We start from the raw sequence: 24,154 nt of genomic DNA, 5'->3' as shown, positions 1-24,154 counted from the left end.
GATGCCGGCCGCGGTCCACCTGGTCGCGGAAACCTTCACCCAGACCTCGACCGGCGAGGGCGTGCAGTTCTGGGTCCTCGCGACCGTGGCCGTGATCGGCGCGCTCGGAGTGGTCAGCGCGACGAAAGCCGTCTACTCGGCGATCTTCCTCGCCACGACCATGATCATCCTGGCCGTGTTCTACATCGCCCAGGGCGCGCTGTTCCTCGGCGTCGTGCAGATCGTGGTCTACACCGGAGCGGTCATGATGCTGTTCCTGTTCGTGCTCATGCTCATCGGCGTCGATTCCTCCGAATCCCTCGTCGAAAACCTGCGCGGTCAGCGGGTGGCCGCGATCGCGGCGGGGCTGGGATTCGGTCTCCTGCTGATCGGCGGCCTCGGAAGTGCGTCCGTCTCCGCGTTCACCGGTCTCGACGAGGCCAACGCGGCGGGCAACGTCCAGGGGCTGGCCGAACTCGTCTTCGTCCGGTACGTGTGGGCCTTCGAACTGACCGGCGCCCTGCTGATCACCGCGACGATCGGTGCCATGGTGCTCGCCCACCGGGAACGGTTCGAGCGGCGAAAGGACCAGCGCGAGCTGTCCCAGGACCGTGTCCGCGAGGGTGCCCGGGTCACGCCGCTACCCAGTCCCGGGGTCTACGCGCGGCACAACGCCGTCGACATCCCGGCGCTGCTGCCCGACGGCACGTTCTCCGACCTCTCCGTCAGCCGGTCGCTCGACCGGCGGCCGAGCATGCCCGCCCGGGCACTGGGCACCGCCGACGTCGCGGCCCCCGAACCCGCCGCGACCGAAGACGGGGGTGGGCGATGAACCCCGAGAACTACCTCTACCTGTCGGCGCTGCTGTTCACGATCGGTGCCGCTGGGGTCCTGATCCGCCGCAACGCGATCATCGTGTTCATGTGCATCGAACTGATGCTCAACGCCTCGAATCTGGCGTTCGTGACGTTCGCCCGGATGCACGGCAACCTCGACGGGCAGGTCTTCGCGTTCTTCACCATGGTCGTCGCGGCCGCCGAGGTGGTCGTCGGTCTGGCGATCATCATGACCATCTTCCGTTCCCGCCGTTCGGCTTCCGTCGACGACGCCAACCTCCTCAAGAACTGACGGGTCCCCGATGACGCACATCCTCGAGAAGGTGACTTTGCCCGACGACACCCCGATCGGCGGTGCGGCATGAGCGGAACGCTCTCGTCGGCCGTGTGGCTGCTGCCGGTTCTGCCGCTCCTCGGCGCCGCCGTGCTCCTGCTGGCGGGCAGGCGCAGCGATGCGTGGGGTCATCTCCTCGGCTGCGTGACGGCGCTGGCCTCGTTCGCACTCGGTCTCGTCTTCTTCGTCGACATGCTGGGCCGGGACGCCGCCGACCGGGTGGTGCACCAGATCCTGTTCAGCTGGGTGCCGGTCGGCGAACTCCAGGTGGACTTCGGTCTGCAACTCGACCAGCTGTCCGTGTGCTTCGTGCTGCTGATCACCGGTGTCGGCTCGCTGATCCACATCTATTCGGTCGGCTACATGGCGCACGACCCGGAGCGCAGGCGGTTCTTCGCCTACCTCAACCTGTTCCTCGCGGCGATGCTGCTGCTGGTACTGGCCGACAACTTCCTGGGACTGTACGTCGGGTGGGAGGGTGTCGGTCTCGCGTCGTACCTGCTCATCGGGTTCTGGCAGTACAAGCCGTCCGCGGCGGCCGCGGCGAAGAAGGCGTTCGTCGTCAACCGCGTCGGCGACATGGGGCTGATCCTCGCGATCATGATCATGTTCTCGACGTTCGGGTCCATCGAATTCGCCGACGTGTTCACGCGCGCCGACGCCGCGAGCGAGGGCGTGCTCACCGCGATCGGGCTCGCGCTGCTGCTCGCCGCCTGCGGAAAATCGGCGCAGGTTCCGCTGCAGTCCTGGCTCGGCGACGCGATGGAGGGCCCGACACCGGTGTCCGCGCTCATCCACGCCGCGACCATGGTCACGGCGGGTGTGTACCTCATCGTCCGCTCCAACGCGATCTTCGACCTGGCGCCGAACGCGCAACTCGGCGTCGTGATCGTCGGCGCGGTGACCCTGCTGTTCGGCGCGATCATCGGCTGCGCGAAGGACGACATCAAGAAGGCGCTGGCGGCGTCGACGATGAGCCAGATCGGGTACATGGTGCTGGCCGCCGGTCTGGGACCGGCCGGGTACGCGTTCGCGATCATGCTGCTGCTCACCCACGGCTTCTTCAAGGCCGGCCTGTTCCTCGGCGCGGGCTCGGTGATGCACGGCATGAACGACGAGGTGAACATGCGCCGCTACGGCGGTCTGCGCACCGTCATGCCCGTCACGTTCGTCACGTTCGGGCTGGGATACCTGGCCATCATCGGGATTCCGCCGTTCTCCGGCTTCTTCTCCAAGGACAAGATCATCGAAGCGGCGTTCGCCGCCGAGGGCGCCCAGGGCGTCGTCCTCGGGACGGTGACGCTGCTCGGTGCGGGACTCACCGCCTTCTACATGACCAGGGTGATGCTGATGACCTTCTTCGGACGCCGCCGATGGGCACCAAATTCCGACCCACACGAATCGCCGGGGGTGATGACGGTGCCGATGATCCTGCTCGCGGTGGGTTCGGTCGCCGCGGGAGCCCTCCTCGCGATCGGCTCCTCGCTGCAGCACTGGCTGGAACCGGTCGTGGGCGCCCACCACGGCGAGCCTGCCCTCCCCGTGTGGGCGATCACCGGACTCACCCTGGTGGTGGTGCTCGCCGGGGTCGTGGTGGCCTACCGGCAGTACGCCCGGCAGCCGGTCCCCGACGTCGCGCCGACGGACGTCACCGCGCTCACCGTCGCGGCCCGGAGGGACCTGTACGGCGACGCGTTCAACGAGGCGGCGCTGATGCGTCCCGGACAGGAGTTGACGCGGACGCTCGTGACCGTCGACGACCGGGGCGTCGACGGCGCCGTCAACGGGTTCGCCGCGCTCGTCGGCGGAACGTCGGTGCGGGTGCGGCGTCTGCAGACCGGGTTCGTCCGGTCGTACGCCCTGTTCATGTTCGCGGGTGCGGCGCTTCTGGTCGCCACGATGCTGGTGAGGCTGTGGTGAGCGGCTTCCCGTGGCTGACGGTCCTGTGGGTGTTGCCACTCGTCGGCGCCGGCGTGGTCCTGGCCTTGCCCGTCGACAGGCGCGCGCTCGCGAAATCGGTCGCGGTCGGTGTGTCCGTGGTGGTCCTGTGCCTGGCGGTCGTGCTGGCGATCCGGTTCGACCCGACCGGCGAGCAGTACCAGTTCGTCGAATCGCATGCCTGGATCCCCGCGTTCGGCACCCGGTACATCCTGGGCCTGGACGGCATCGCGCTCGTCCTGGTGCTCCTCACCGCGGTGCTGGTGCCCCTGCTGCTGCTGGCGGGGTGGAACGACGGCGACTCCGCTCCGGACTACGAGCGGCGGCGGATGGCGCACACGTACGTGGCGCTGACGCTGATGGTCGAGGCGATGGTGATCGTCTCGTTCACCGCCCTCGACGTCCTGCTGTTCTACATCTTCTTCGAGGCGATGCTCATCCCCATGTACTTCCTGATCGGAGGATTCGGCGGGGCGGGGAGGTCGTATGCCGCGGTGAAGTTCCTGCTGTACAACCTGTTCGGCGGCCTGATCATGCTGGCGGCCGTCATCGGGCTGTACGTGGTGACGGCGCGGCAGGACGCGTTCGGCGGTGGCACCTTCGACTTCCGGGTGATCGTCGCCGAGGGGCTGGACGCCGACCCCGGCGTGCTGAAGGCGTTGTTCCTCGGGTTCATGTTCGCGTTCGCGGTCAAGGCCCCGCTGTGGCCGTTCCACACGTGGCTGCCGGGTGCCGCGGTGGAAGCCACGCCGGCCAGCGCGGTGCTCATGATGGCCGTCGTCGACAAGGTCGGCACGTTCGGGATGCTGCGGTTCTGTCTGCAGATGTTCCCGGATGCGTCCGCGTACTTCGCACCGTTCGTCACGGTGCTGGCGGTGATCGGCATCGTCTACGGCGCGGTGCTGGCGATCGGACAGACCGATGTGATGCGACTGATCGCGTACACGTCGATCTCGCACTTCGGGTTCATCATCCTCGGCATCTTCGCGATGACGAGCCAGGGGCAGGCCGGATCGACGCTGTACATGGTCAACCACGGCATCTCGACCGCGGCGCTGTTCCTGATCGCCGGGTTCCTGGTGTCCCGGCGCGGCACCCGCCTCATCGCCGACTACGGCGGGGTGCAGAAGGTCGCTCCGGTGATGGCGGGCACGTTCCTCGTGGCGGGGCTGGCCACGCTGTCGCTGCCGGGCCTGGCGCCCTTCATCAGTGAGTTCCTCGTCCTGGTCGGGACGTTCTCGCGGTATCAGATCGCTGCCGTGGTCGCGACTCTCGCGCTCGTCCTCGCCGCGATCTACGTGCTGTGGCTCTACCAGCGGATGATGACGGGACCGCTGAAGGAGGGCAACGAGACCGTCCGCGACCTCGTGCGCCGTGAGATCGCGGTCGTGGCACCGCTGATCGCCCTGCTGCTCGTCCTCGGCGTCTACCCCAAGCCGGTGCTGGACGTCATCACCCCCGCGGTGAGTCACGTCCTCGTCACCGTCGGTCAGCACGATCCTGCCCCCACCGTCGCCGGGCAGGATTCAGAGGGAGGCACACCCTGATGAGTACCTCCGAATTCGTCCTCGCCCAGTCCGAGACGTTGCCTGCGCCGGACATCGAATACGGTCAGCTGGCGCCCATGCTGATCGTGTTCGGCGTCGCTGTCGCCGGTGTGCTCGTCGAGGCGTTCCTGCCCCGCCGCGGCCGCTACTCGAGCCACCTGGTTCTCGCGCTCGGCGGACTCACCGCGGCGTTCGTGGCCGTCGTCCTGCTCGCCGGAACCCGCGACTCGGTGGTCGGGGGAGCGGTGGCCGTCGACGGTCCGACGCTGTTCCTCCAGGGCACGATCCTGCTGATCTCGATCCCGGCGATCCTGATCATCGCCGAGCGGAGCGTCGACAGCGGGGTGGGCGCGGCGACCGCGGAGGTCACGGCCGTCCGCGGGGCGGAACCGGAAGGCGGAACCGACGCCTTCACCCCGCAGGCGTTCGCCGTCCCCGGCAGTGTCGCCGAGCGGGAGGCCACCCGGAACGCCCCGGGGCACACCGAGGTCTTCCCCCTCACCTTGTTCGCGGTCGGCGGGATGCTCCTGTTCCCGGCGTCGAACGACCTCCTCACCATGTTCGTGGCGCTGGAAGTGCTGTCGCTGCCGCTGTATCTGCTGTGCGGGCTGGCGCGGCGCCGCCGCCTCCTGTCTCAGGAGGCCGCGATGAAATACTTTCTGCTCGGGGCGTTCTCGTCGGCGTTCTTCCTGTTCGGGGTGGCGTTGCTGTACGGCTACGCGGGCACCGTCGCGTTGCCGGGGATCGCCGACGCGCTGGCCCGGGGGGCCGAGGACCGGACGCTGGCGTTGATCGGCACCGCGCTGCTGTCGGTGGGTCTGCTGTTCAAGATCGGCGCCGTCCCGTTCCACTCCTGGATCCCCGACGTCTATCAGGGTGCGCCGACACCGATCACCGCGTTCATGGCGGCGGCCACCAAGGTCGCGGCCGTCGGGGCGATGCTGCGCATCTTCTACGTGGCACTGCCCGACCTCCGCGCGGACTGGCGGCCGGTGATGTGGGGCGTCGCCATCCTCACCATGGTGGTCGGTGCCGTCATGGCGGTCACGCAGAACGACGTCAAGCGGATGCTTGCGTACTCCTCGGTCGCGCACGCCGGATTCATCCTCACCGGTCTGATCGCGGCCAACCGGGAGGGCCTGTCGTCCACCATGTTCTACCTCCTGGCCTACGGGTTCAGCACGCTCGGCGCGTTCGCCGTCGTCACCCTCGTGCGGGACAGCCGGGGCGAGGCGACAGACCTGTCCCGCTGGGCGGGGCTGGGTCGGCGATCCCCCCTGGTGGGCGGGGTCTTCGCCCTGTTCCTGCTGGCGTTCGCCGGAATCCCCTTGACGAGTGGGTTCGTCAGCAAGTTCGCGGTCTTCCAGGCCGCCATCGAGGGCGGTGCCGTTCCGCTCGTTCTCGTCGGCGTCGTCAGCAGCGCGATCGCAGCGTTCTTCTACGTCCGGGTGATCGTCCTGATGTTCTTCTCGGAACCGCAGAGCGATGCCCCGACGATCGTGGTGCCCAGCATGTTCACCGCCGCCGCCATCGCCGTGGGAGTGGTGGTGACGGTGGTGCTCGGAATCCTGCCGCAGGGGGCGCTGGATCTGGCCGACCAGGCCGCGGTGTTCTTCCGCTGACCCCGCGGTGCCGGCGGGCCGCGAGTGTCCGATGTGACGGATGTAGTCCAAGTGGCTGGCGGGACCCGTGTGAGTGTGGTGGAATGCAAGCCGGACAACATACCGACTGAGCGAGAGTGAATGTCGGAGACACGCCGGAGCGCGATCGATCGGATATGGGGGCCACAGTGGAATTTTCTCGGAGAGACCTGTTCCGGTACGCGGCAGCGGGATCCGCTGTGGCGGGGATCGCGGCGCTCACGTCCACCACGTCCTCGGTCGCCGTCGCGAAGGCGGACAGCCTCGGCATCCTGATCGACTACGCGGGCGGCGTGCCTTCGGCGGACGCCATCCTCGAGGCCGGATACGCCGGCGCCATCCGCTACGTGTCGGATCGCCGTCCCGGCGCCGAGTGGATGGAAGGCAAGCCGATGCTCGCCGACGAGGCGCAGGCGCTGCTCGACGCCGGGCTGTCGGTCGTCTCGTGCTATCAGTTCGGCAAGGGGCCGACCGCCGACTGGCGCGGCGGGCTCGAGGCCGGCAAACGGCACGCGGAGCGCGGACTCGAATTGCACCTTGCCGCAGGCGGTCCCGAGGATCGCCCCATCTACGCGTCCATCGACGACAATCCCTCGCCCGCCGATTTCCTCACCATGATCGCCCCGTATCTCGCGGGGTGGGAGTCGGTGGTCGGCAAGGGCAACACCGGCATCTACGCCAACTCCACGACGCTGGATCTGGCGGTACTCGCCGGGCTCGGGTCGTGGTACTGGCAGCACGACTGGGGCACACCCGAGGGGTACGTCCACCCGTCGGCGCACCTGCATCAGTACGAGATCGACGCGAGCAGCGTCGACGGGGTGGGCATCGATCTCAACGACATTCTGAAGCCCGATTACGGGCAGTGGTGACCGGTCGGGCCGCCGGTCGATCGCCCATCCGCGAGAGCCATTCCCGCGCGTCTTCGGGTAGGTTGCCCGCGGCTTCGGCTGCGCGGCACCACTTCTTGGCCGAGGCGAGGAAGTTCAGCGGGTTGTACGCGTCTTCTTCGCGTGACCACAGGTTGCCGCCGGCGTAGTGGAGGATCGTGATGTTGGCAGCGGCGTGCCGGGAGCCGTCGCCGGGATCCTCCATGGGGTTGTCGATCTCGCAGATCACCCATCCCCGGTCCTCGTCGATCACGTACCAGTTCGCCGGAAACTCCGTCATCCGGCTTCCGGGGAAGGCCGACATGGTGCGCGTGACCCAGGTGCGGATGGCCTCGCGTCCGGTGAAGTGTCCGAACGCGTGCTCGACGTACGTGGCGTCCTCCGTGAAGAGGTCGGCGAATCCGTTCCAGTCTGCGAGTTCGACGCAGCGGCTGACGGTGCGCTGGTAGTGCGCGAACGCCTCGTCGAGTTCGGCGCGACTCCACGGCATGGTGCATCCCTTCTCTCGTCCGGCACCGCGTCTGCGTGCCTCGAAGAATGAGAACACGTTTCAGTTCGGTCGTGGGGTGTTTTCCGGTGGGTGGGATCGATGAAACGCGACCCGGGGCAACTCCGATTACCTGTTGTCACTCGTGTCACTCTGGAACCCGGAGGTTCTGCCATGGATCTGCTGATCAATTTCGTGTACACCGTTGCGTCGGTTCTCTACACCGCGCTGTTCGTCAACGGATCCTGATCCGCGTTCGGGGTACCGGAATGTGCACGCTACACATGATGTGTATGGTGCACAATGATGCCCCGGACGCGGTTGCCGCGCCTCGGGCAGAATTACGGTGACCCTGGGAGGTGTCGGTGTCCGATCGTGACGAGGTGGCGGCTGAAGTCGAGAACGAATTGACACTGCTGTCGCGCTACCACGCCCACGCGCAGCGGGCGGGATTCCAACTCGACCGTTCCGCCTACCTGCTCCTCGGGCGGCTGGAACTCGAACATCCGCTCAGCCTGAAGCAGCTCGCCGAGGCATTCCGGCTCGACATCTCGACGATCAACCGGCAGATCGGCGCGTTGCTGAAGCGCGGACTCGTCGAACGGGTCCCCGACCCGGACGGGGGAATGGCCCGCAAGGTCGAGGCCACTGCCCGGGGGCTCGAGCAGCTTCACGCGGACCGGGCGCTCGGCAGGAACGGTGTCGAACGCATCATCGCCGAGTGGAGTGATCACGACCGGAGTGAGCTGCGCCGCCTGCTGACCAAGTTCAACGGCGAGATCGAGAAGTACGACGGGAACTCCTGGCCGCGCGCCGGCCGGACGTCGTGACCGGACACGTCAGGACTGGACGTGCGCGGTCGCGTCCCTTGTGAGGTCCGGTTCGTCGGCGATCACCGTGAGATGAGGGTGTTCGGGCGGCGTGTCGTGCCAGCCCTTCCACGACAGCAGAGACCACCGCGACAGCCCCGACAGCGCAGATCCGAGGCTGGCGAACGACGCGGTGCTCAGTGCCGAACCGCACGATCCGACGGATCCGATCGACAGCACCGAGCCGACACTCCCGATCGAGAGGACGGAGTAGGCGGAACCGATCGAGAGGACCGATCCTTCCGAGCGGATCGACAGGATGGAACGCCGGGCGTGTCGCGATCGCAGGGAGTGGTCCGGTGCGTGGTGCGTCGAGTGCATTCCTCGGTCTACCACGGTGGGGCCGTCGGCAAACAGTGAAGCGGTGCAGACATGGGCGAGGGGCCCTCCGGACGGATCCGGAGGGCCCCCGCTCGTCAGCTGTGAAGTGCTACGCGACCTGGAACATGCCGACGGTGGGGAGGAAGCTGCACGTGATCGGCGCCGCGCCCTCCTTCTGGGTCGTCAGACCGCCCGACACGACCGCGAGGACGCGGCCCGGGCCGGTGTCCGCGATCGCCGACAGGGTCGCCGGTCCGTCGGGGTTGATCTTGGCCTCGTTGGTGAGATTCTGGGTGGCGCGCCGCTGGTTGTCCAGGTTGATCCACGTCACGGTCAGCGGATTGGGCTGTTCGGCGGCAACGGAACTGGTTCCGAGGGCGGTGAACACGAAACCGGCCTGACCTGCCTTGGGTCCGGGCGGGGGCAGCTGGGCCGGACCGGGGACCGCGAGCGCGGTGCCCACCGAGTCGGCGCCTTCGCCGATGCAGCCCTTGCCGATGGTCGGGTAGAGGAACTGCGCGATGACGGGTGCGTTCTCCTGCGGGATCTCGGGGCCGCCGCCGCCGCTGCCGTCGAGGAACGTGATGACGCGCTCGAGGGTGGACTTGAGTTCCGGCGGGATGCCGGGGGACTCGAGGAGGTTGCGGGCCTGGTCCAGGATCGCGTCCTGGGGTCCTGCGGCGATGTCTTCGGTACCAGCGGCCGCGCCGATGATGGCGGGTGCGAACGATGCGAGCATCTCCACGGGGATGCCTTCGGGTACGGGCGGCGGCGTCGGCTGCGCGATCGCCTGGGCCGGCACTGCCATAGCGGCTGCTGCGGCCACGGCGAGAGCAGTCACTGCTCTGCGCATACCTCGGGTTCGAAGCACAGTCTCCCCATCCTTAGTCATAACAGCGTGGACGACAACTCAATCCACGTCTGACGGCTCGGGGGGTCACTCTATGTACAGCGCCCCCGGGTTGTACAGCTCACGAGTTCGTTCACCGGTAGCTGCGGCACCCCGGTGGGAGTGTATGGCATACAGACCCCGACGGTGATCCTCCGGTGACGATAGCGTGTGGTTCGTGTGGTTCGTGTGATTGGTGATGCAACTGTTACGCACGGCTACGGACACCTCGGGGGCCGCGGGCGGCGCCGTCTACGCTGTGCGGGACCGTTTCGGGATCGGCTGAGACATCTACACACCTCACGGGAGAGCGCCACACTGTGTCCGACCATGCAGCGTCCGACGGCGGAGCAGCCTCCGACGACCCGACATCCGAGCGTTCACCCACGTCGACGCGGGGAGTATCCGCCCTGCACACCCTGTTGCGATGCGCGCCTGTGCTTCTCGTGCTGTCGGTGCTCGGGCGGATGGCGTGGACGCTGTTGAGTCCCAACGGGATGAACCTCGTCGACCTGCACGTCTACGTCGACGGTTCCGAGGCGCTCCACGGTGGCAGTCTCTACGACTTCACCTATTCGGAAGTGACACCGGACTTTCCGTTGCCGTTCACCTACCCGCCGTTCGCGGCGCTCGTCTTCTTTCCCCTGCACTACCTGCCGTTCCCGCTGGTCGGGGTCGGCTGGCAGCTGCTCACCATCCTCGCCCTGTACGCGCTGGCGCGAATGAGCCTGGGGCTCGTACTCGGCGATGCCGCGCGCAGCCCGCACTGGCGTGCGGTCGCGGTGCTGTGGACCACGGTGGGGGTGTGGGTGGAACCGGTGCGCACCACGCTGGACTACGGCCAGATCAACGTCTTCCTGGCGCTGCTCGTGATGACCGCGGTCCGCAGTTCCCGGTGGTGGCTGTCCGGTGCGCTCGTCGGATTCGCCGCCGGGATCAAACTGACCCCGGCGATCACCGGCCTCTACTTCCTGATGCAACGCCGCTGGAAGGCCGCCGTGTTCTCGGGGGTCGCGTTCGCGGCGACCGTCGGAGTCAGTTACCTGCTGATCGGCTCGGAGGCGCGGGAGTACTTCACCCACCTGCTCGGTGACGCCGATCGCATCGGGCCGGTCGGCTCGGTCTGGAACCAGTCGCTGCGCGGTGCGTTGTCGCGGCTGCTCGGATACGACGTCGAGACGGGCGCCCTCTGGCTACTGGCGGTGGCGCTGACCGTCGTCCTCGCCGTCCTGGCCTGGCGGGCGATTGCCCGGGACGATCGGCTCGGCACCCTCGTCATCGTCGAGTTGCTGGGGCTGCTCGTCTCCCCGATCTCGTGGTCACACCACTGGGTGTGGGTGATCCCGATGCTGATCTGGTTGCTGCACGGCCCCTACGGGGCGATGCTCGGCACGCGGATCCTCGCCGGATACTGGCTCGTCACCACCCTCATCGGCGTGCCCTGGGTGCTCAGTTTCTTCCAGGACTCGATCTGGCTGATCTCCCGGCCCGCGGTACTCGCGTGGCTGGGCACCGTCGACGTCGTCGGCGCGTTCGGTGTCTACCTCTGGGTGGCCTACGCCGGGCGGCGCACGAAGCGTGCCGCCGCGGCCGTCGGCGAGATCAGCCCGCCAGTGAGTCGATCTGCGCAGCAAGATCAAGATCCAGCTGCGTGAGACCACCGGCGGAGTGCGTCGACAGCGTGTAGGTGACCTTGCGCCACCTGATGTCGATGTCCGGATGATGGTTCGCGGCCTCCGCCGCCTCCGCGACCTTCCGGACCAGCTCCACGGCTTCGGGGAAACTCGGCGATTCCACGGTGCGGGCGAGGGAATCACCCGCCCGCTGCCACCCGGGCAGTCCTGCGAGCGCGGTGTCGATCTCTCCGTCTGACAGCAACTCGGCCATACCTCATGATGGTGCCGTGCCCGAGGAACGTGCAAGACCTGTCGAGAACACCGGTGAGGTGGTGGCGGCCGCGATCATCGTCGACGGCCGGCTGCTGCTGGCGCAGCGGACGCGGCCCCCGGAACTCGCCGGACTGTGGGAGCTGCCCGGCGGCAAGGCGGAGGCGGGGGAGAGCGCCGAGGACGCGCTGCGCCGCGAACTGCGGGAGGAACTCGGCGTCGAGGTGTCGGGCGGCGACCGGATCGGTGACGACGTGCCGCTGCCCGACGGCCGGGTGCTGCGCGCCTATCGCGTCGAACTGGTATCGGGCACACCTGCTGCGCTCGACCATGCGGAACTGCGGTGGGTGGACGAACGGGAACTGGGCGAGATCGATCTCGTCGGCAACGACCGCGGATGGGTGCCGGACCTGCGGCTGCACCTGAACGGGTGGGCCTGACCTCAGGCCGCGCGGGCCTTCTTGAGCCCCTTCTTCAGTTCCTTCTTGGACGCGCCCTCGTTCTCGAGCTTCTTCATGCGCATGATCACGACCGGACACTTGATGCACCGTGTCTTGCTGCGGCAACACTTCTTCTTCGGCTTGAGACCCGAGACCTTGCTGGCCTTCACCTTGCCCATCGGCTCGGCCTTCCTACTCCGGTGAACGCCGGTATCCACCGGCTCCGATCAGGTTAGCGTCCCCTCAGCTTTCTGCCTCACCGCACAGGCGAGGCAGGCCGAATTCGACGTGGCGCAGATCACTTTACGCTGGTCGGGCATGCCCCGCGAAGCTGGCGATGCGCGAAGTAGCCGTTCGGGCGGGTAGTATTCACGTGGCCGCGATGCCTGTACTGGGCGATTTACCATCGCCTCGACGAGGATTCTGAATCGAGATGACAAGGCGGCCGCCAGAAAGCCGTGCGAGGGAACTTTCGCGTGGCCGAATCAACTCAGCCAGGAGAGCCACCGCGTGACCATCACCAGCTTCCGTAACGTTGCCATCGTCGCACACGTCGACCACGGCAAGACCACTCTCGTCGACGCCATGCTGCGTCAGTCGGGGGCATTCGAGGAGCGCGCCGAACTGGTCGATCGCGTGATGGACTCCGGCGACCTCGAACGCGAGAAGGGCATCACCATCCTCGCGAAGAACACCGCCGTCCACAAGCACCACGGCGACGGCAGTGTCACGGTCATCAACGTCATCGACACCCCCGGTCACGCCGACTTCGGCGGCGAGGTCGAGCGCGGCCTGTCCATGGTCGACGGTGTCGTCCTGCTCGTCGACGCCTCCGAGGGCCCGCTGCCGCAGACCCGCTTCGTGCTGCGCAAGGCGCTCGCCGCGTCGCTGCCCGTCATCCTGGTGGTCAACAAGACCGACCGTCCCGACGCCCGCATCGAAGAGGTCGTCTCCGAGAGCCACGACCTGCTGCTCGACCTGGCGTCCGACCTCGACGACGAGGCCGCCGAAGCCGCCGAGCTCGCCCTCGACCTTCCCGTCCTGTACGCCTCCGGCCGTGAGGGCAAGGCGTCCAAGGTGCAGCCCGAGAACGGTCACGCGCCGGACGCCGAGAACCTCGACGCCCTGTTCGAGGTCCTCCTCAACTACGTGCCCGCGCCCAAGGGCAACGTCGACGCGCCGCTGCAGGCTCACGTCACCAACCTCGACGCGTCCGCATTCCTCGGCCGTCTCGCGCTGGTCCGCATCCACAACGGCGAGCTGACCAAGGGTCAGACCGTCTCCTGGTGCCGCGAGGTCGACGGCGAGCCCGTCGTCACCAAGGCCAAGATCACCGAACTGCTCGCCACCGTGGGCGTCGAGCGCCAGCCCGCCGAGAAGGCCGTCGCCGGCGACATCGTCGCGGTCGCCGGTTTCGCCGACATCATGATCGGCGACACCCTCGCCGACCTGGAGAATCCGGTGCCGCTGCCGCGGATCACGGTCGACCAGCCCGCCATCTCGGTGACCATCGGCACCAACACCTCGCCGCTCGTCGGCCGGGTCAGCGGACACAAGCTGACGGCCCGCATGGTGAAGTCGCGCCTCGACCAGGAACTGGTCGGCAACGTCTCGCTCAAGGTCCTCGACATCGGCCGCCCCGACGCCTGGGAGGTCCAGGGCCGTGGTGAGCTCGCGCTCGCCATCCTCGTCGAGCAGATGCGCCGCGAAGGTTTCGAGCTGACCGTCGGCAAGCCGCAGGTGGTCACCCGTCAGGTCGACGGCAAGGTGCACGAGCCCTTCGAGGAGCTCACCATCGACTGCCCCGAGGAGTACCTCGGCGCCATCACCCAGCTCCTCGCCAACCGCAAGGGCAAGATGGTGCAGATGGCCAACCACGGCGCGGGCTGGGTCCGGATGGAGTTCATCGTCCCCTCGCGCGGCCTGATCGGGTTCCGCACCGACTTCCTCACCGAGACCCGCGGTACCGGTATCGCGAACGCCGTCTTCCACGGCTACGCGCCGTGGGCCGGCGAGATCCGCGCGCGCCACACCGGCTCGCTCGTCTCGGACCGCACCGGCTCGGTCACCCCGTTCGCGATGATCCAGCTCGCCGACCGCGGAACGTTCTTCGTCGAGCCCGGCGCCGACACCTACGAGGGCATGGTCGTGGGCATCAACCCGCGCCAGGAAGACCTCGACATCAACGTCACCCGCGAGAAGAAGCTCACCAACATGCGTCAGTCCTCCGCCGACGTGATGGAGACCCTCGCCAAGCCGATCAAGCTGGAGCTCGAAGGCGCGATGGAGTTCTGCGCCGGCGACGAGTGCGTCGAGGTTACCCCGGAGGTCGTGCGGGTGCGCAAGGTGCACCTGTCGGCCACCGACCGTGCCCGTGAGCGTTCGCGTTCCAAGGCCCGCGACAAGGCGGCACTGTAGTCGGCACGTCCGACCACGTCGAACACAACCGGGCGGATGTACCTTCGATCGATCGTCGACCGAAGGTACATTCGCTCGTGGGTTTCCGGAGCCTTCCGGTATCTCTGAGGAAAGGCGGCGCGGTGGGTGCTGGGGGTCGACTCGAGAGGGTCCGAGCAGTTCGCGGAGTGCGGGCAGTTCGGGGAGTGCGGGGCCGAAGGCGCGGGAACGGTACGGCGGTGACCGCACTCCTGCTGGCCCTGTCGACGGCGGTACTCACGTCGTGCACCGCCGATCCGCCGCCCCCGGTCGAGAGCACCGACAGCCCCAAGCCGACGGTGTCGCCGACCGAGAAGCAGCCCGTCGTCGTCGCGATCGACGACGTGGGCAGCGGATTCAACCCGCACCTGCTGTCGGACCAGTCGCCGGCGAACTCCGCGGTCAGCGCTCTCGTGCTGCCCAGCCCGTTCCGGCCGGTGCCCGACCCGGCGCACCCGGGCGGCAGCACCTGGATCCCCGACTCCTCCCTCGTCGTCTCCGCCGACGTCACGTCGCAGGAACCGTTCACGGTCACGTACCAGCTGCGCAACGAAGCGCAATGGTCCGACGGCGCGCCCATCGCCGCCGAGGACTTCCGCTACCTGTGGCAGCAGATGATCAGCGCCCCCGGCGTGGTCGACCCCGCCGGCTACGACCTGATCCAGGACGTCCGGTCCTCGGGCGGCGGCAAGACGGTCACCGTCGTGATGAAGGCCGCCTACCCGGCGTGGCGTGAACTCTTCACCGACCTCCTGCCGTCCCACCTCATCAAGGATTCGCCGGGCGGCTTCGCGACCGGGCTGGCCGAGAACATCCCGGTGTCGGGCGGGCACTTCCACATCAAGTCGATCGACCGCGGCCGCGACGAGATCCTGCTCGAACGCAACGACCGGTTCTGGGACAAGCCGGCGACACCCGACCAGATCCTGATGCGTCGCGACGGCACCCCGTCGCAGCTCGCCGACTCGATGCGCAACAACGACACCCAGATCGTCCAGATTCACGGGGGCACAGCGACGTCCGCTCAGCTCGCGGCGATCCCGACGGTGCGGACCGGGGCGTCGTTCCAACCCCGCGGCCTCGACCTCACACTGAACGGCCGGGTGCCCGAACTCGCCGACGTCCGGGTGCGGAAGAGTCTGCTGAACCTGCTGGACACCGAACTGCTCGCCGTCGTCGGCGCGGGCAGCGAGGCGTCGGCGGTCCCGGCGCGCTCACAGGTCTACGCCCCCTCCGATCCCGGTTACAGCGCGACCGCACCCGCGCGGCCGAGCCGCGAACAGGTGCTGGCACAGCTGGCCGAATACGGCTACGTCGCCGAAACGCCTACGGACACCGTCGTTCCCGCGGGCACGGTGCCGCCCACCCGGCTCGTCCGCGAGGGCGTCCCGCTCACGCTCGTCATCGGCACGCCCGAGGGCGACGACACGGCGAGCGCCGTCGCCAACACGGCGGCCGACCAGTTGCGCGGCGCCGGCATCGACGCCACCGTGACGTCGCTGCCCGCCGAGGAGTTGTACGGGGAGTCGCTGAGCAAGGGCGACATCGGAGCGGTCGTCGGCTGGTCGCGGGCCGGGTCCGACCCGGCGACGGCGCTGGCGTCCCGGCACAGCTGTCCGCCCACAGTGGTCGCAACGACCCAGCCGAACGCGGAAACCGCCGGACCCGAGCGTGATTCGGTGTCGGAAGCCGAGGCCCCGTCGAATCTGTCGGGAGTCTGCGACCCCACCCTGCAGCCGTCGATCGACGCCGCGCTGCGCGGGGTCGGTGACGTGCCGCAGGCCCTCGCCGACGCCGATCGCAGGCTCTGGGACCTGGCCGCGGTGCTGCCGATCATGCAGGACCGCACGCTGGTCGCGGCCGGGCCCGGTGTCGACGGAGTATCGCTGTCGGGCGCGGTGCCGGTCGGAATATTCAGTGACGCAGCAGACTGGAGCAGGATCAAGGAATGAGTGAGCGGCGACTTCTGCTGGTCCATGCCCATCCCGACGACGAGACCCTCACCACCGGCGGCACCATCGCGCACTACGCCGCCGACGGTGCCGACGTCCACGTCCTGACGTGCACACTCGGCGAGGAGGGGGAGGTGATCGGCGACGAGTGGGCGCACCTGGTCGCGGATGCCGCCGATCAACTCGGCGGGTTCCGGATCGGTGAGCTGACGTCCGCGCTGGCGTCTCTCGGTGCCGGGCGGCCGCGATTCCTCCTGGGAGCGGGGCGCTTCCGTGACTCCGGCATGGCGGGCACGGCGTCGGCGGCGAACCCGCGCGCCTTCGTCAACGCCGACCGCGACGCGGTGACCGCAGCGATCGTGGCGGTCATCCGCGAGGTGCGGCCGCACGTCGTCGTCACGTACGACCCGGACGGCGGATACGGGCACCCCGACCACATCCAGGCGCACGGGATCGTCACGGCGGCCGTCGAGGCGGCGGGAACGGAACAGTTCCCCGACGCGGGCGTCCCCTGGGAGGTCGCGAAACTGTACTGGACGGTGACCGAGGCGAGCGCGCTCGAGGCGGGACTCTGCCGCATCGGTGATCTTCCGGACGGCTGGCGGCTGCCGGAGCCCGGCGAATTGCCGAGCGTGCCGGACGCCGACGTGACGACGGTGATCGACGTACGGGGTGTGCTCGACGCGAAGCGGAACGCGCTGTCGGCGCACGCCACCCAGGTGACCGTGGCGCCGAGCGGCACCGAGTACGCACTCTCCAACGACATCGCGCAGCCGATCCTGGTGGAGGAGCACTTCGTGCTGGTCCGCGGCGCCCTCGGGGATCGGGACGCCGACGGCCGGGAGCGGGACCTCTTCGGTGGCGTGGTTCTCTGACCGCAGGTGTCTGTGACCGGCGTTACGTATTACACTGTGGCGCACGTCACGCAGCGGCCGCGGTCGAGTCCGCGTGGCACCCGTCAGGAGAGGCGATAGATGTACAACTGGGATGTTCAGAACGCCATCGTCGCGTTCGTCGATACGCTCCGGCCCTCGTGGCCGGCCCAGCACGACCTGTACTACAGCGTGCTGTACGGATTCGCCGACATGCAGAGCCATTTGCTGACCCTGCTGGGCTACCCGCCCGTCGCCTGATCCACTATTGACACATGACCGTCGGCACCGCAGCGCAACCCGGGCACCTCGACGCTTTGGGGAGGGTCACCCTCGCGCTGCTGGTGTTCGACGGTTTTCTGTGCGCCGTCCTGTCGGTGCTGTTCCTGCCCAGCTATCTCGGTGCCACGCCGTTTCCGATCAGCATCCTCGCCGCCGCCGTCGCCAATCTGGCGCTGGTGATCGCCGCCCGGTCCACGACCGGCCGGGTCGGGTCGGGAGTGCTGCCACTCGCCGGCTGGGGGGCCGGTTTCCTGCTGTGCATGTTCGGCGGTCCGGGCGGCGACGTGCTCATGCTCGCGTCCGTCTGGACGCTCCTGCTCCTCATCGGCTCGCTGCTTCCCGCGGCGGTCTACCTGTGGAAGGTCAGTGTCAAAGCGGCTTTCGGGGCTGTTTCGCCTCCGGAACGCGGGGGTACGCGGTAGCGACCAGCAGTCTGCTGAAGGAGCATCGCGATGACAGATCAGAACTTCACGACCGACGACGCCGGCATCCCGGTCACGAGTGACGAACACTCGCTCACCATCGGGACGGACGGGCCGATCCTTCTCCAGGACCACTATCTGATCGAGAAGATGGCCCAGTTCAACCGCGAACGCGTAGCGGAGCGCCAACCGCACGCGAAGGGGGGCGGGGCGTTCGGACGGTTCGAAGTCACCGAGGACGTCTCCGCGTACACGAAAGCCGATCTCTTCCAGCCCGGGAAGAAGACGGATCTGCTGATCAGATTCTCGTCCGTCGCCGGCGAGCGCGGCAGCCCGGACACCTGGCGCGACCCCCGCGGGTTCGCCGTGAAGTTCTACACCGAGCAGGGCAACTACGACATGGTCGGAAACAACACGCCCGTCTTCTTCGTCCGCGACCCGATGAAGTTCCAGGACTTCATCCGGTCGCAGAAGCGGCGCGCCGACAACAACCTTCGCGACCACGACATGCAGTGGGACTTCTGGACGCTGTCCCCGGAATCGGCACACCAGGTCACCTGGCTGATGGGCGATCGCGGGATCCCGCGCACCTGGCGGCACATGAACGGCTACTCCAGCCACACATACATGTGGGTCAACGCCGCCGGCGAGAAGTTCTGGGTGAAGTACCACTTCCACACCGACCAGGGCATCGAGTTCTTCACGCAGCACGAGGGCGACCAGATGGCGTCCGTCGACACCGATTACCACACACGGGACCTGTGGGAGCACATCGACGGCGGCGAGTACCCGAGCTGGACGCTGAAGATGCAGATCATGCCGTTCGAGGATGCGGACGACTACCGGTTCAACCCGTTCGACCTCACCAAGGTGTGGCCGCACGGTGATTACCCGCTGATCCCCGTCGGCAGAATGACCCTCGACCGCAACCCCACCGACTACCACTGCGAGATCGAGCAGGCCGCGTTCGAACCCAGCAATCTGGTTCCCGGCATCGGCCCGAGCCCCGACAAGATGCTCATCGGCCGGCTGTTCTCCTACCCGGACGCCCACCGCTACCGGATCGGCGCCAACTACAAGGAACTGCCCGTCAACCGGCCGCACGTGCCCGTCCACTCGTATTCGAAGGACGGCAACATGCGGCACCACAACCCCGGGGACCCGGTGTACGTGCCGAATTCCAAGGGGGGCCCGCATGCCGACCCTTCGCAGGTCGGGGAGACCGCCACCTGGTACGGCGCCGGCGACATGGTCCGCTCGCCCTACGCACTCCACCAGGAGGACGACGACTGGGGTCAGGCCGGGACGATGGTCCGTGACGTACTCGACGACGCCGCCCGGGACCGCCTGGTGGACAACGTCGTCGGGCATCTGCTGAACGGCGTCAGCGAACCGATCCTGGCGAAGGCGTTCGAGTACTGGCGCAACGTCGACAAGACGCTCGGCGACCGGATCGCCGACGGGGTGTCGACGAAACAGTCGGAGACCGATCCCAAGGCGGGGGAGCAGGCCAATCCGGCGCGCAGCAGCGCGCAGGCGAAGGCTTAACGCTCGAACGCCACCGGGTGCCGAGGCTCGTACAGCGTCATCTCTCCCGCTCCGGGGATCTTCAGGGAGGTGGTGAGGCCGTACCCGTCGTCGCGGATTCCGCGGCTGAACTCGGCACCCTTGGCCTCGAGTTCCGCCACGGTCGACTCGATGTCTTCGCACATCAGCGAGATCTCGTGGTGCGGCCGGGTCGACCACGGCTCACCGCCCCGATCGTCCGAGGTGGGATGCACACCCATCTCGGACGGCCCGGTGCGGAAGATCAACCAGCCGCCGCCGGCGTCGACGTGCCGCCAGCCCAGCACGTCGCGGAAGAAGTCGCGGGCGGCTTCGGCGTCGTCCGCGTAGACCAGAGTGTGCACAGCTGTGATCATGTGCGCAGCCTAGTGCGATTCGTCCGTCACACTGAGAGAATGTCGAACGACGAACTGTCCGGACTGACCATCGCCGTCACCGCCGAACGCCGGGCCGCCGAATTCATCACGCTGCTCGAACGGCACGGCGCCGCCATCGTCCACACCCCTGCCATCCACGTGCTTCCGCTCGTCGACGACTCCGATCTGCGCGCCCGCACCGCCGAGATCATCGCGTCGCCGCCGGATCTCCTCGTGGTCAGCACCGCCGTCGGGTTCCGGGGGTGGCTGGACGCGGCACGGGCCTGGGACGAGGAGGACGCGCTGCTCACCGCCCTGCAGTCGGCGCGGATCATCACCCGCGGTCCCAAGGCGAAGGGCGCCGTCCGCGGCGCCGGCCTGCGCGAGGAGTGGTCGCCCGACACCGAATCGTCCGAGGAAGTGCACGAACACCTCGTCGCGGAGGGCGTGCGCGGACTACGCGTCGCGGTCCAGTTGCACGGCACCATCACCGAATGGGAACCGATGACCGACCTCAGCGTCTCCCTCGCCGGCGCCGGGGCCGAGACGACGGCCGTGTCGGTGTACCGGTGGATCCGGCCCGAGAATCAGCAGCCGCTGCTCACGCTGCTCGACCGGATCATCCGAGCCGACGTCGACGCCGTCACGTTCACCAGCGCACCCGCCGTCTCCTCGCTGCTCAGCACCGCGAAGGACACCGACAGGGTCGACGCCCTCCTGCGGGCGTTCCACGGTCCGGTCGCACCCGTCTGCGTCGGATCCGTGACGGCCTCGCCGCTCACCGTCCTCGGGGTGGACACCCTGCAACCGGCCCGCCCCCGGCTCGGCAGCATGGCCAAATACATCATCGAGGAGCTCCCGAAGCGGCGCTGACGGTCCTCCCCGCCGGACGAACGGGACGCCCGTTGCGTCAGATCCAACGGGCGTCCCGTTCGTCCCGAGGTCACCCGGGCAACCCGGCCGCGCGGGCGGCGTCGGAGAGCACCGACTCGAGCATGGCGGGGGTGAGCCGGCCGGTGAACGTGTTCTGCTGGCTGACGTGGTAGCACCCGAACAAGTGCAAGGGACGTTCGGCGCCGGCCAGTTCGACGTGCGCGCCGTGCCCGAACCTGGGTCGCGGCCGGGGGACGGCCCAGCCGGCGTCGTCGAGGACGGGCAGCAGCGACTGCCAGCCGAACCCGCCGAGCACGATCACGGATCGCAGGTGGGGTTGCAGGATGCGCAGCTCGGCGTCGAGCCAGTGGCGGCAGTTGTCGCGTTCCTCCGGGGTGGGTTTGTTCGCGGGCGGTGCACAGTGCACCGGGGACGTGATCCGGACGCCGAACAGTTCGAGGCCGTCGCCGATGCGGGTGGCTGTCGGCTGGCTCGCGAGACCCACGGCGTGCAGGGCGGCGTAGAGGAAGTCGCCGCTGCGGTCGCCGGTGAACATGCGTCCGGTCCGGTTCGCACCGTGCGCGGCGGGCGCGAGACCCACGATCAGCAGGGACGCATCGGCCGGACCGAATCCGGGAACCGGACGGCCCCAATAGGTTTCGTCACGGAACGACGCGCGCTTCTCGCGTGCGACGGTCTCCCGCCACTCGACGAGGCGGGGGCACGCCCGGCAGTCGATGAGGTGGGCGTCGAGCCCGGCGATGTCGGTCAGCGCCGCGCCCACACGTCACCTCCGCCGGGTGTCACCGACTCGACGAGCGACCACGCCTGATCGGCGGGCAGGTCGATCACCAGGTACTTGCCGGTGCCGGCGGGGGTCGCGGTGATGACGGTCGCCACCCCGGCCCGCCGCTGGAAGAACGTCTGGCGGACGGTCCACCCGATGATGCCGTCGGCCTCGAGGCTGTCCCGGGCGCGGTCGAGGGAGCCGCTGCGGGTGATCAACCACCCGGGCAGCACCGCGTGACCGAGACCGCGGTACCGATCCCACGCCAGCGCCACGCCGCCGACGGCGAGCACCGCGATCCCGGCCCACACCGCCCAGAACACGGGCCGGTCGAGGATCCGGAACACGAGGGCGGCGGCCAGCGCGACCTCCGCGGGGATCAGCGCCCGGGTGTAGCGGCGCCGCTGGGCGACCGGCCCGTGCGGGGTGAGCGGGACCGCGGCCTGGCGGTGGTCGCCGATGACGGTGGCCATCACCCGCTCCGCTTCCGCGCGTGGCGCCTGCGGGAGCAGCAGCGACGACTCCCGTCTCTCGGCGCTGACACCGGTCATCACGGCATCCAGCCGGGCGCCGCCGGCGAGCCGCAGGAGCAGTGGTTCCTTCAGGGTCGTTCCGCGCAAACGGGCGCGGTCCAGGGTGGTCTGGCGGGTCTTCAGCAGGCCGTGGCTGACGTGCAGGGTGCGGCCGTTGTCCGTCACCGTCATGTTGCCGTACGTCAGCAGGTACCGGACGCACGCGAGGCCGCTGGAGGCGATCAGGAGGACGACGATGCCGACGACGACGGCCACGGCGATCCCGACGCGCTCGGCGGATTCGATCCCCTCGGCCACCGTCGACGAGCGGGCGATCTTCGCGCCGATTCCGTACTGGAACGCGAGTCCGACGATCGCCGCGATGGTCACCACCCCGGTCACCGAGAACGGGGCGTAGCGCACCCAGGCGGGGGTCCAGCGGCCGATCTCGGTCACCGCGGGTTCCTGCGCGACCGCGGCTTGCCCGACGTCGACTGCGGGCTGCCGGGCGAGGAGTGCGGCCCGCAGGTCCGGAACGAGCCCGGCGGAGAGGGCGTTGAGTTCGAACTTCGCCGCGTCGGGTGTGGAACCCACCTGCCGGCCGGTGCCGATGCGCACGATCGACAGGCCGAGCAGGCGATGCAGGACCCCCGCCTCGACGTCGACGGACCGGATGCGGTTGCGCGGAACGGACAGCAGTCGTTTGTTGAACAGGCCCTGCCGCAGTTGCACGTGCACCGGGCCGATGCGGTAGCTCGTCGTGAACCAGCGCGCGACGCCGAGCATCACGAACACGACGACGGCGACGAGGCTCCACACGTGGTTACCGCTCTGGGTGCCGATCACCAGCGAAATCAGCAACACCGGCAGGAGTTTGACGATCTCGTTGACGGGGTGGACCAGCAGCATCCGGCGGTCCAGGCGCAACCAGGGTTGCTCCTCCTCCGCGGCGACCGCGGCCTCGCCCTGCGCGATGGGCGGAGCGATGCCCGGTTCCGGTGCCGCACTCATGTGGCGTCACCGACGTTGGTGCCCGCGATCTCGGTGAGCCGCGCGACGGTGCGGTCGGCGGTGTCCTGGTCGAGTGCGGCGATCTCGACGGCGCCGGCGGACGACGCGGTCGTGACGGTGACGGTCGCCAGCCCCAGCATGCGGTCGATCGGTCCGCGTTCGGTGTCGACGGTCTGGATGCGGGAGATGGGCGCGATGCGCCGTTCCTGGGTGAACCAGCCGCTGCGCGTGTAGACCGCCGTGTCGCTGATCTCCCACCGATGCACCCGGTACCGCCAGAACGGGACGACGGCGACGTGGACGATCGCGAGCACCGCGGTGATCGCGAGGACCGTCAGGTGCACCCACACGGGCCACCAGTGGAAGACGAGCGCGACGGCCTGCACGACGAAGACGGGAAACCAGAGGAGGGCGGCGTTGATTGCCCACAGCTGCTTGGCTTTGGGGCTGGGCCGCCACAGCGGCTCCGCCATGGTGACGGTGGTGGGCACACTCATGCCCCTACTTTGGCCGTGCCCCGCCATTCTGTCGAGAACGGACCTATGGTGGGAGGACCCCCGAAGTGAAAGGAGCGCAGACATGACGTCATTCGATGCGGCCGATTCTCCGGAGGTTCCCGAGGCGGACCGGCTCGAGCAGGAAATCGCCGTCGACGACGACAATTCCGACGAAGTCGAGGAAGCGTCGTCGCTGGAGGTGAACGAGGCGGACGCTGCCGAGCAGAGCAGGGCGGTTCCGGTCGACGAGGACTACCCGCGCGGGTAGCGATCCGCGCCGCTCGCGGAGTCTGGGTGGCACGGCTCGTCGTCGATGGCGCATGATCGCTGGGTGACCCATTCAGGTGAAGAGTCCGGCCGGCCCACGATGCTTCCCATGCCGGGTGTTCCGGCGGCACCCCCGTCCGGCGCATCGGCGCAGGAAGTGGCCCCCACCGCGTCTGCGATGCGGCGGGTGTTGCGGCGGGCGCGGGACGGTGCCACGTTGAACGTGGACGAGGCGGCGGTGTTGTTGCAGGCGCGCGGCGAGGAT

General features: G+C 68.4%; 27 protein-coding genes. 18 read left to right on the top strand and 9 right to left on the bottom strand.

Annotation, left to right across the window (positions count from 1 at the left end; all coding sequences use genetic code 11):
• The first annotated feature begins 1 nt into the window (after position 1).
• The 6 genes from ACFU5V_RS29960 (at position 2) to ACFU5V_RS29935 (ending at position 7,146) form a co-directional block, all read left to right on the top strand.
• The gene (locus tag ACFU5V_RS29960) at positions 2-811 is read left to right on the top strand and encodes an NADH-quinone oxidoreductase subunit J (protein ID WP_378703604.1); all 810 of its coding nucleotides are present in this window, start codon (positions 2-4) and stop codon (positions 809-811) included.
• Positions 808-1,107, top strand: a complete 300-nt coding sequence (nuoK, locus tag ACFU5V_RS29955; protein WP_005239116.1) for an NADH-quinone oxidoreductase subunit NuoK — start codon at positions 808-810, stop codon at positions 1,105-1,107. Before ACFU5V_RS29960 ends, nuoK begins: the two co-directional genes overlap by 4 nt.
• Before the next feature lie 69 nt (positions 1,108-1,176).
• Positions 1,177-3,069 carry an NADH-quinone oxidoreductase subunit L gene (gene nuoL / locus ACFU5V_RS29950; protein WP_378703486.1) on the top strand — a complete coding sequence of 631 codons (1,893 nt, stop codon included), beginning with the start codon at positions 1,177-1,179 and terminating at the stop codon, positions 3,067-3,069.
• Positions 3,066-4,634 carry an NADH-quinone oxidoreductase subunit M gene (locus tag ACFU5V_RS29945; protein ID WP_378703485.1) on the top strand — a complete coding sequence of 523 codons (1,569 nt, stop codon included), beginning with the start codon at positions 3,066-3,068 and terminating at the stop codon, positions 4,632-4,634. The genes nuoL and ACFU5V_RS29945 overlap by 4 nt, the downstream gene beginning before the upstream one ends.
• On the top strand, positions 4,634-6,256 hold the full coding sequence (nuoN, locus tag ACFU5V_RS29940) for an NADH-quinone oxidoreductase subunit NuoN (RefSeq protein WP_378431372.1): 1,623 nt from the start codon (positions 4,634-4,636) through the stop codon (positions 6,254-6,256). The genes ACFU5V_RS29945 and nuoN overlap by 1 nt, the downstream gene beginning before the upstream one ends.
• 155 nt (positions 6,257-6,411) lie before the next feature.
• Positions 6,412-7,146 carry a DUF1906 domain-containing protein gene (locus ACFU5V_RS29935; RefSeq protein ID WP_378431373.1) on the top strand — a complete coding sequence of 245 codons (735 nt, stop codon included), beginning with the start codon at positions 6,412-6,414 and terminating at the stop codon, positions 7,144-7,146.
• Here the strand turns inward: ACFU5V_RS29935 and ACFU5V_RS29930 are convergent.
• Complete coding sequence (locus tag ACFU5V_RS29930; RefSeq protein WP_378703484.1) at positions 7,109-7,654, bottom strand: nuclear transport factor 2 family protein; 546 nt, start codon at positions 7,652-7,654, stop codon at positions 7,109-7,111. The two genes, ACFU5V_RS29935 and ACFU5V_RS29930, sit on opposite strands and share 38 nt — an antisense overlap.
• 356 nt (positions 7,655-8,010) lie before the next feature.
• On the opposite strand from ACFU5V_RS29930, the gene ACFU5V_RS29925 reads away from it, so the two are divergent.
• A complete protein-coding gene (locus ACFU5V_RS29925; RefSeq protein WP_378431376.1) occupies positions 8,011-8,481 on the top strand; it encodes a MarR family winged helix-turn-helix transcriptional regulator in 471 nt (156 codons plus the stop codon).
• A gap of 9 nt (positions 8,482-8,490) precedes the next feature.
• On the opposite strand, the gene ACFU5V_RS29920 is transcribed toward ACFU5V_RS29925, so the two are convergent.
• On the bottom strand, positions 8,491-8,841 hold the full coding sequence (locus ACFU5V_RS29920) for a hypothetical protein (RefSeq protein WP_378431380.1): 351 nt from the start codon (positions 8,839-8,841) through the stop codon (positions 8,491-8,493).
• A gap of 109 nt (positions 8,842-8,950) precedes the next feature.
• Positions 8,951-9,733 carry a hypothetical protein gene (locus ACFU5V_RS29915; protein WP_378429953.1) on the bottom strand — a complete coding sequence of 261 codons (783 nt, stop codon included), beginning with the start codon at positions 9,731-9,733 and terminating at the stop codon, positions 8,951-8,953.
• 317 nt (positions 9,734-10,050) lie between these two features.
• On the opposite strand from ACFU5V_RS29915, the gene ACFU5V_RS29910 reads away from it, so the two are divergent.
• Positions 10,051-11,385: a mannosyltransferase gene (locus ACFU5V_RS29910; protein ID WP_378703482.1), complete on the top strand. Its 1,335-nt coding sequence runs from the start codon at positions 10,051-10,053 to the stop codon at positions 11,383-11,385.
• Here ACFU5V_RS29910 and ACFU5V_RS29905 read toward each other — a convergent pair.
• Positions 11,333-11,617: a 4a-hydroxytetrahydrobiopterin dehydratase gene (locus ACFU5V_RS29905; RefSeq protein ID WP_124389488.1), complete on the bottom strand. Its 285-nt coding sequence runs from the start codon at positions 11,615-11,617 to the stop codon at positions 11,333-11,335. The two genes, ACFU5V_RS29910 and ACFU5V_RS29905, sit on opposite strands and share 53 nt — an antisense overlap.
• A 58-nt stretch (positions 11,618-11,675) precedes the next feature.
• Here ACFU5V_RS29905 and ACFU5V_RS29900 point away from each other — a divergent pair, with 58 nt between their 5' ends.
• The gene (locus ACFU5V_RS29900) at positions 11,676-12,056 is read left to right on the top strand and encodes a (deoxy)nucleoside triphosphate pyrophosphohydrolase (RefSeq protein WP_378430016.1); all 381 of its coding nucleotides are present in this window, start codon (positions 11,676-11,678) and stop codon (positions 12,054-12,056) included.
• A gap of 2 nt (positions 12,057-12,058) precedes the next feature.
• Here ACFU5V_RS29900 and ACFU5V_RS29895 read toward each other — a convergent pair whose 3' ends face one another.
• Positions 12,059-12,235, bottom strand: a complete 177-nt coding sequence (locus tag ACFU5V_RS29895; protein WP_005253649.1) for a hypothetical protein — start codon at positions 12,233-12,235, stop codon at positions 12,059-12,061.
• A 331-nt stretch (positions 12,236-12,566) separates the two neighbouring features.
• Between ACFU5V_RS29895 and typA the strand changes: the two genes are divergently transcribed.
• The 6 genes from typA (at position 12,567) to ACFU5V_RS29865 (ending at position 19,568) form a co-directional block, all read left to right on the top strand.
• On the top strand, positions 12,567-14,474 hold the full coding sequence (gene typA / locus ACFU5V_RS29890) for a translational GTPase TypA (RefSeq protein WP_276142009.1): 1,908 nt from the start codon (positions 12,567-12,569) through the stop codon (positions 14,472-14,474).
• Between the two features lie 122 nt (positions 14,475-14,596).
• A complete protein-coding gene (locus ACFU5V_RS29885) occupies positions 14,597-16,444 on the top strand; it encodes an ABC transporter family substrate-binding protein (RefSeq protein ID WP_378703481.1) in 1,848 nt (615 codons plus the stop codon).
• Positions 16,441-17,319, top strand: coding sequence for an N-acetyl-1-D-myo-inositol-2-amino-2-deoxy-alpha-D-glucopyranoside deacetylase (gene mshB / locus ACFU5V_RS29880; protein WP_378703480.1), 879 nt, complete (start codon positions 16,441-16,443; stop codon positions 17,317-17,319). The genes ACFU5V_RS29885 and mshB overlap by 4 nt, the downstream gene beginning before the upstream one ends.
• 99 nt (positions 17,320-17,418) lie before the next feature.
• On the top strand, positions 17,419-17,577 hold the full coding sequence (locus ACFU5V_RS29875) for a hypothetical protein (protein ID WP_005239161.1): 159 nt from the start codon (positions 17,419-17,421) through the stop codon (positions 17,575-17,577).
• A gap of 14 nt (positions 17,578-17,591) precedes the next feature.
• Positions 17,592-18,020 carry a hypothetical protein gene (locus ACFU5V_RS29870; RefSeq protein ID WP_378429957.1) on the top strand — a complete coding sequence of 143 codons (429 nt, stop codon included), beginning with the start codon at positions 17,592-17,594 and terminating at the stop codon, positions 18,018-18,020.
• 30 nt (positions 18,021-18,050) lie between these two features.
• Positions 18,051-19,568, top strand: coding sequence for a catalase (locus tag ACFU5V_RS29865; protein ID WP_378703478.1), 1,518 nt, complete (start codon positions 18,051-18,053; stop codon positions 19,566-19,568).
• Here ACFU5V_RS29865 and ACFU5V_RS29860 read toward each other — a convergent pair.
• Complete coding sequence (locus tag ACFU5V_RS29860; RefSeq protein ID WP_378703476.1) at positions 19,565-19,942, bottom strand: VOC family protein; 378 nt, start codon at positions 19,940-19,942, stop codon at positions 19,565-19,567. The two genes, ACFU5V_RS29865 and ACFU5V_RS29860, sit on opposite strands and share 4 nt — an antisense overlap.
• Before the next feature lie 39 nt (positions 19,943-19,981).
• On the opposite strand from ACFU5V_RS29860, the gene ACFU5V_RS29855 reads away from it, so the two are divergent.
• A complete protein-coding gene (locus tag ACFU5V_RS29855) occupies positions 19,982-20,815 on the top strand; it encodes a uroporphyrinogen-III synthase (RefSeq protein WP_378703474.1) in 834 nt (277 codons plus the stop codon).
• A 70-nt stretch (positions 20,816-20,885) separates the two neighbouring features.
• On the opposite strand, the gene ACFU5V_RS29850 is transcribed toward ACFU5V_RS29855, so the two are convergent.
• Genes ACFU5V_RS29850 through ACFU5V_RS29840 form a run of 3 tightly spaced genes read right to left on the bottom strand, consistent with a single transcriptional unit; the run spans position 20,886 to position 23,622 of the window.
• Complete coding sequence (locus ACFU5V_RS29850) at positions 20,886-21,599, bottom strand: uracil-DNA glycosylase (protein ID WP_378703472.1); 714 nt, start codon at positions 21,597-21,599, stop codon at positions 20,886-20,888.
• Positions 21,584-23,125 carry a PH domain-containing protein gene (locus tag ACFU5V_RS29845; RefSeq protein ID WP_378703470.1) on the bottom strand — a complete coding sequence of 514 codons (1,542 nt, stop codon included), beginning with the start codon at positions 23,123-23,125 and terminating at the stop codon, positions 21,584-21,586. The genes ACFU5V_RS29850 and ACFU5V_RS29845 overlap by 16 nt, the downstream gene beginning before the upstream one ends.
• Complete coding sequence (locus ACFU5V_RS29840; RefSeq protein WP_378429962.1) at positions 23,122-23,622, bottom strand: PH domain-containing protein; 501 nt, start codon at positions 23,620-23,622, stop codon at positions 23,122-23,124. Before ACFU5V_RS29840 ends, ACFU5V_RS29845 begins: the two co-directional genes overlap by 4 nt.
• A gap of 82 nt (positions 23,623-23,704) precedes the next feature.
• Between ACFU5V_RS29840 and ACFU5V_RS29835 the strand changes: the two genes are divergently transcribed.
• Together ACFU5V_RS29835 and ACFU5V_RS29830 are read left to right on the top strand one after the other, a co-directional pair.
• Entirely contained in the window at positions 23,705-23,890 is a 186-nt protein-coding gene (locus tag ACFU5V_RS29835) for a hypothetical protein (RefSeq protein WP_378429963.1), read from the top strand.
• A 45-nt stretch (positions 23,891-23,935) separates the two neighbouring features.
• A partial coding sequence (locus ACFU5V_RS29830) for a hypothetical protein (protein WP_378703468.1) occupies positions 23,936-24,154 on the top strand: 219 nt, incomplete at its 3' end.

The sequence above is a fragment of the Rhodococcus sp. NPDC057529 genome (genome assembly GCF_042802055.1).
In the GTDB taxonomy this organism is placed as follows: domain Bacteria; phylum Actinomycetota; class Actinomycetes; order Mycobacteriales; family Mycobacteriaceae; genus Rhodococcus_F.
Note: the sequence above shows the minus strand (reverse complement) of the source record. Positions and strands in the feature narration are given on the sequence as shown.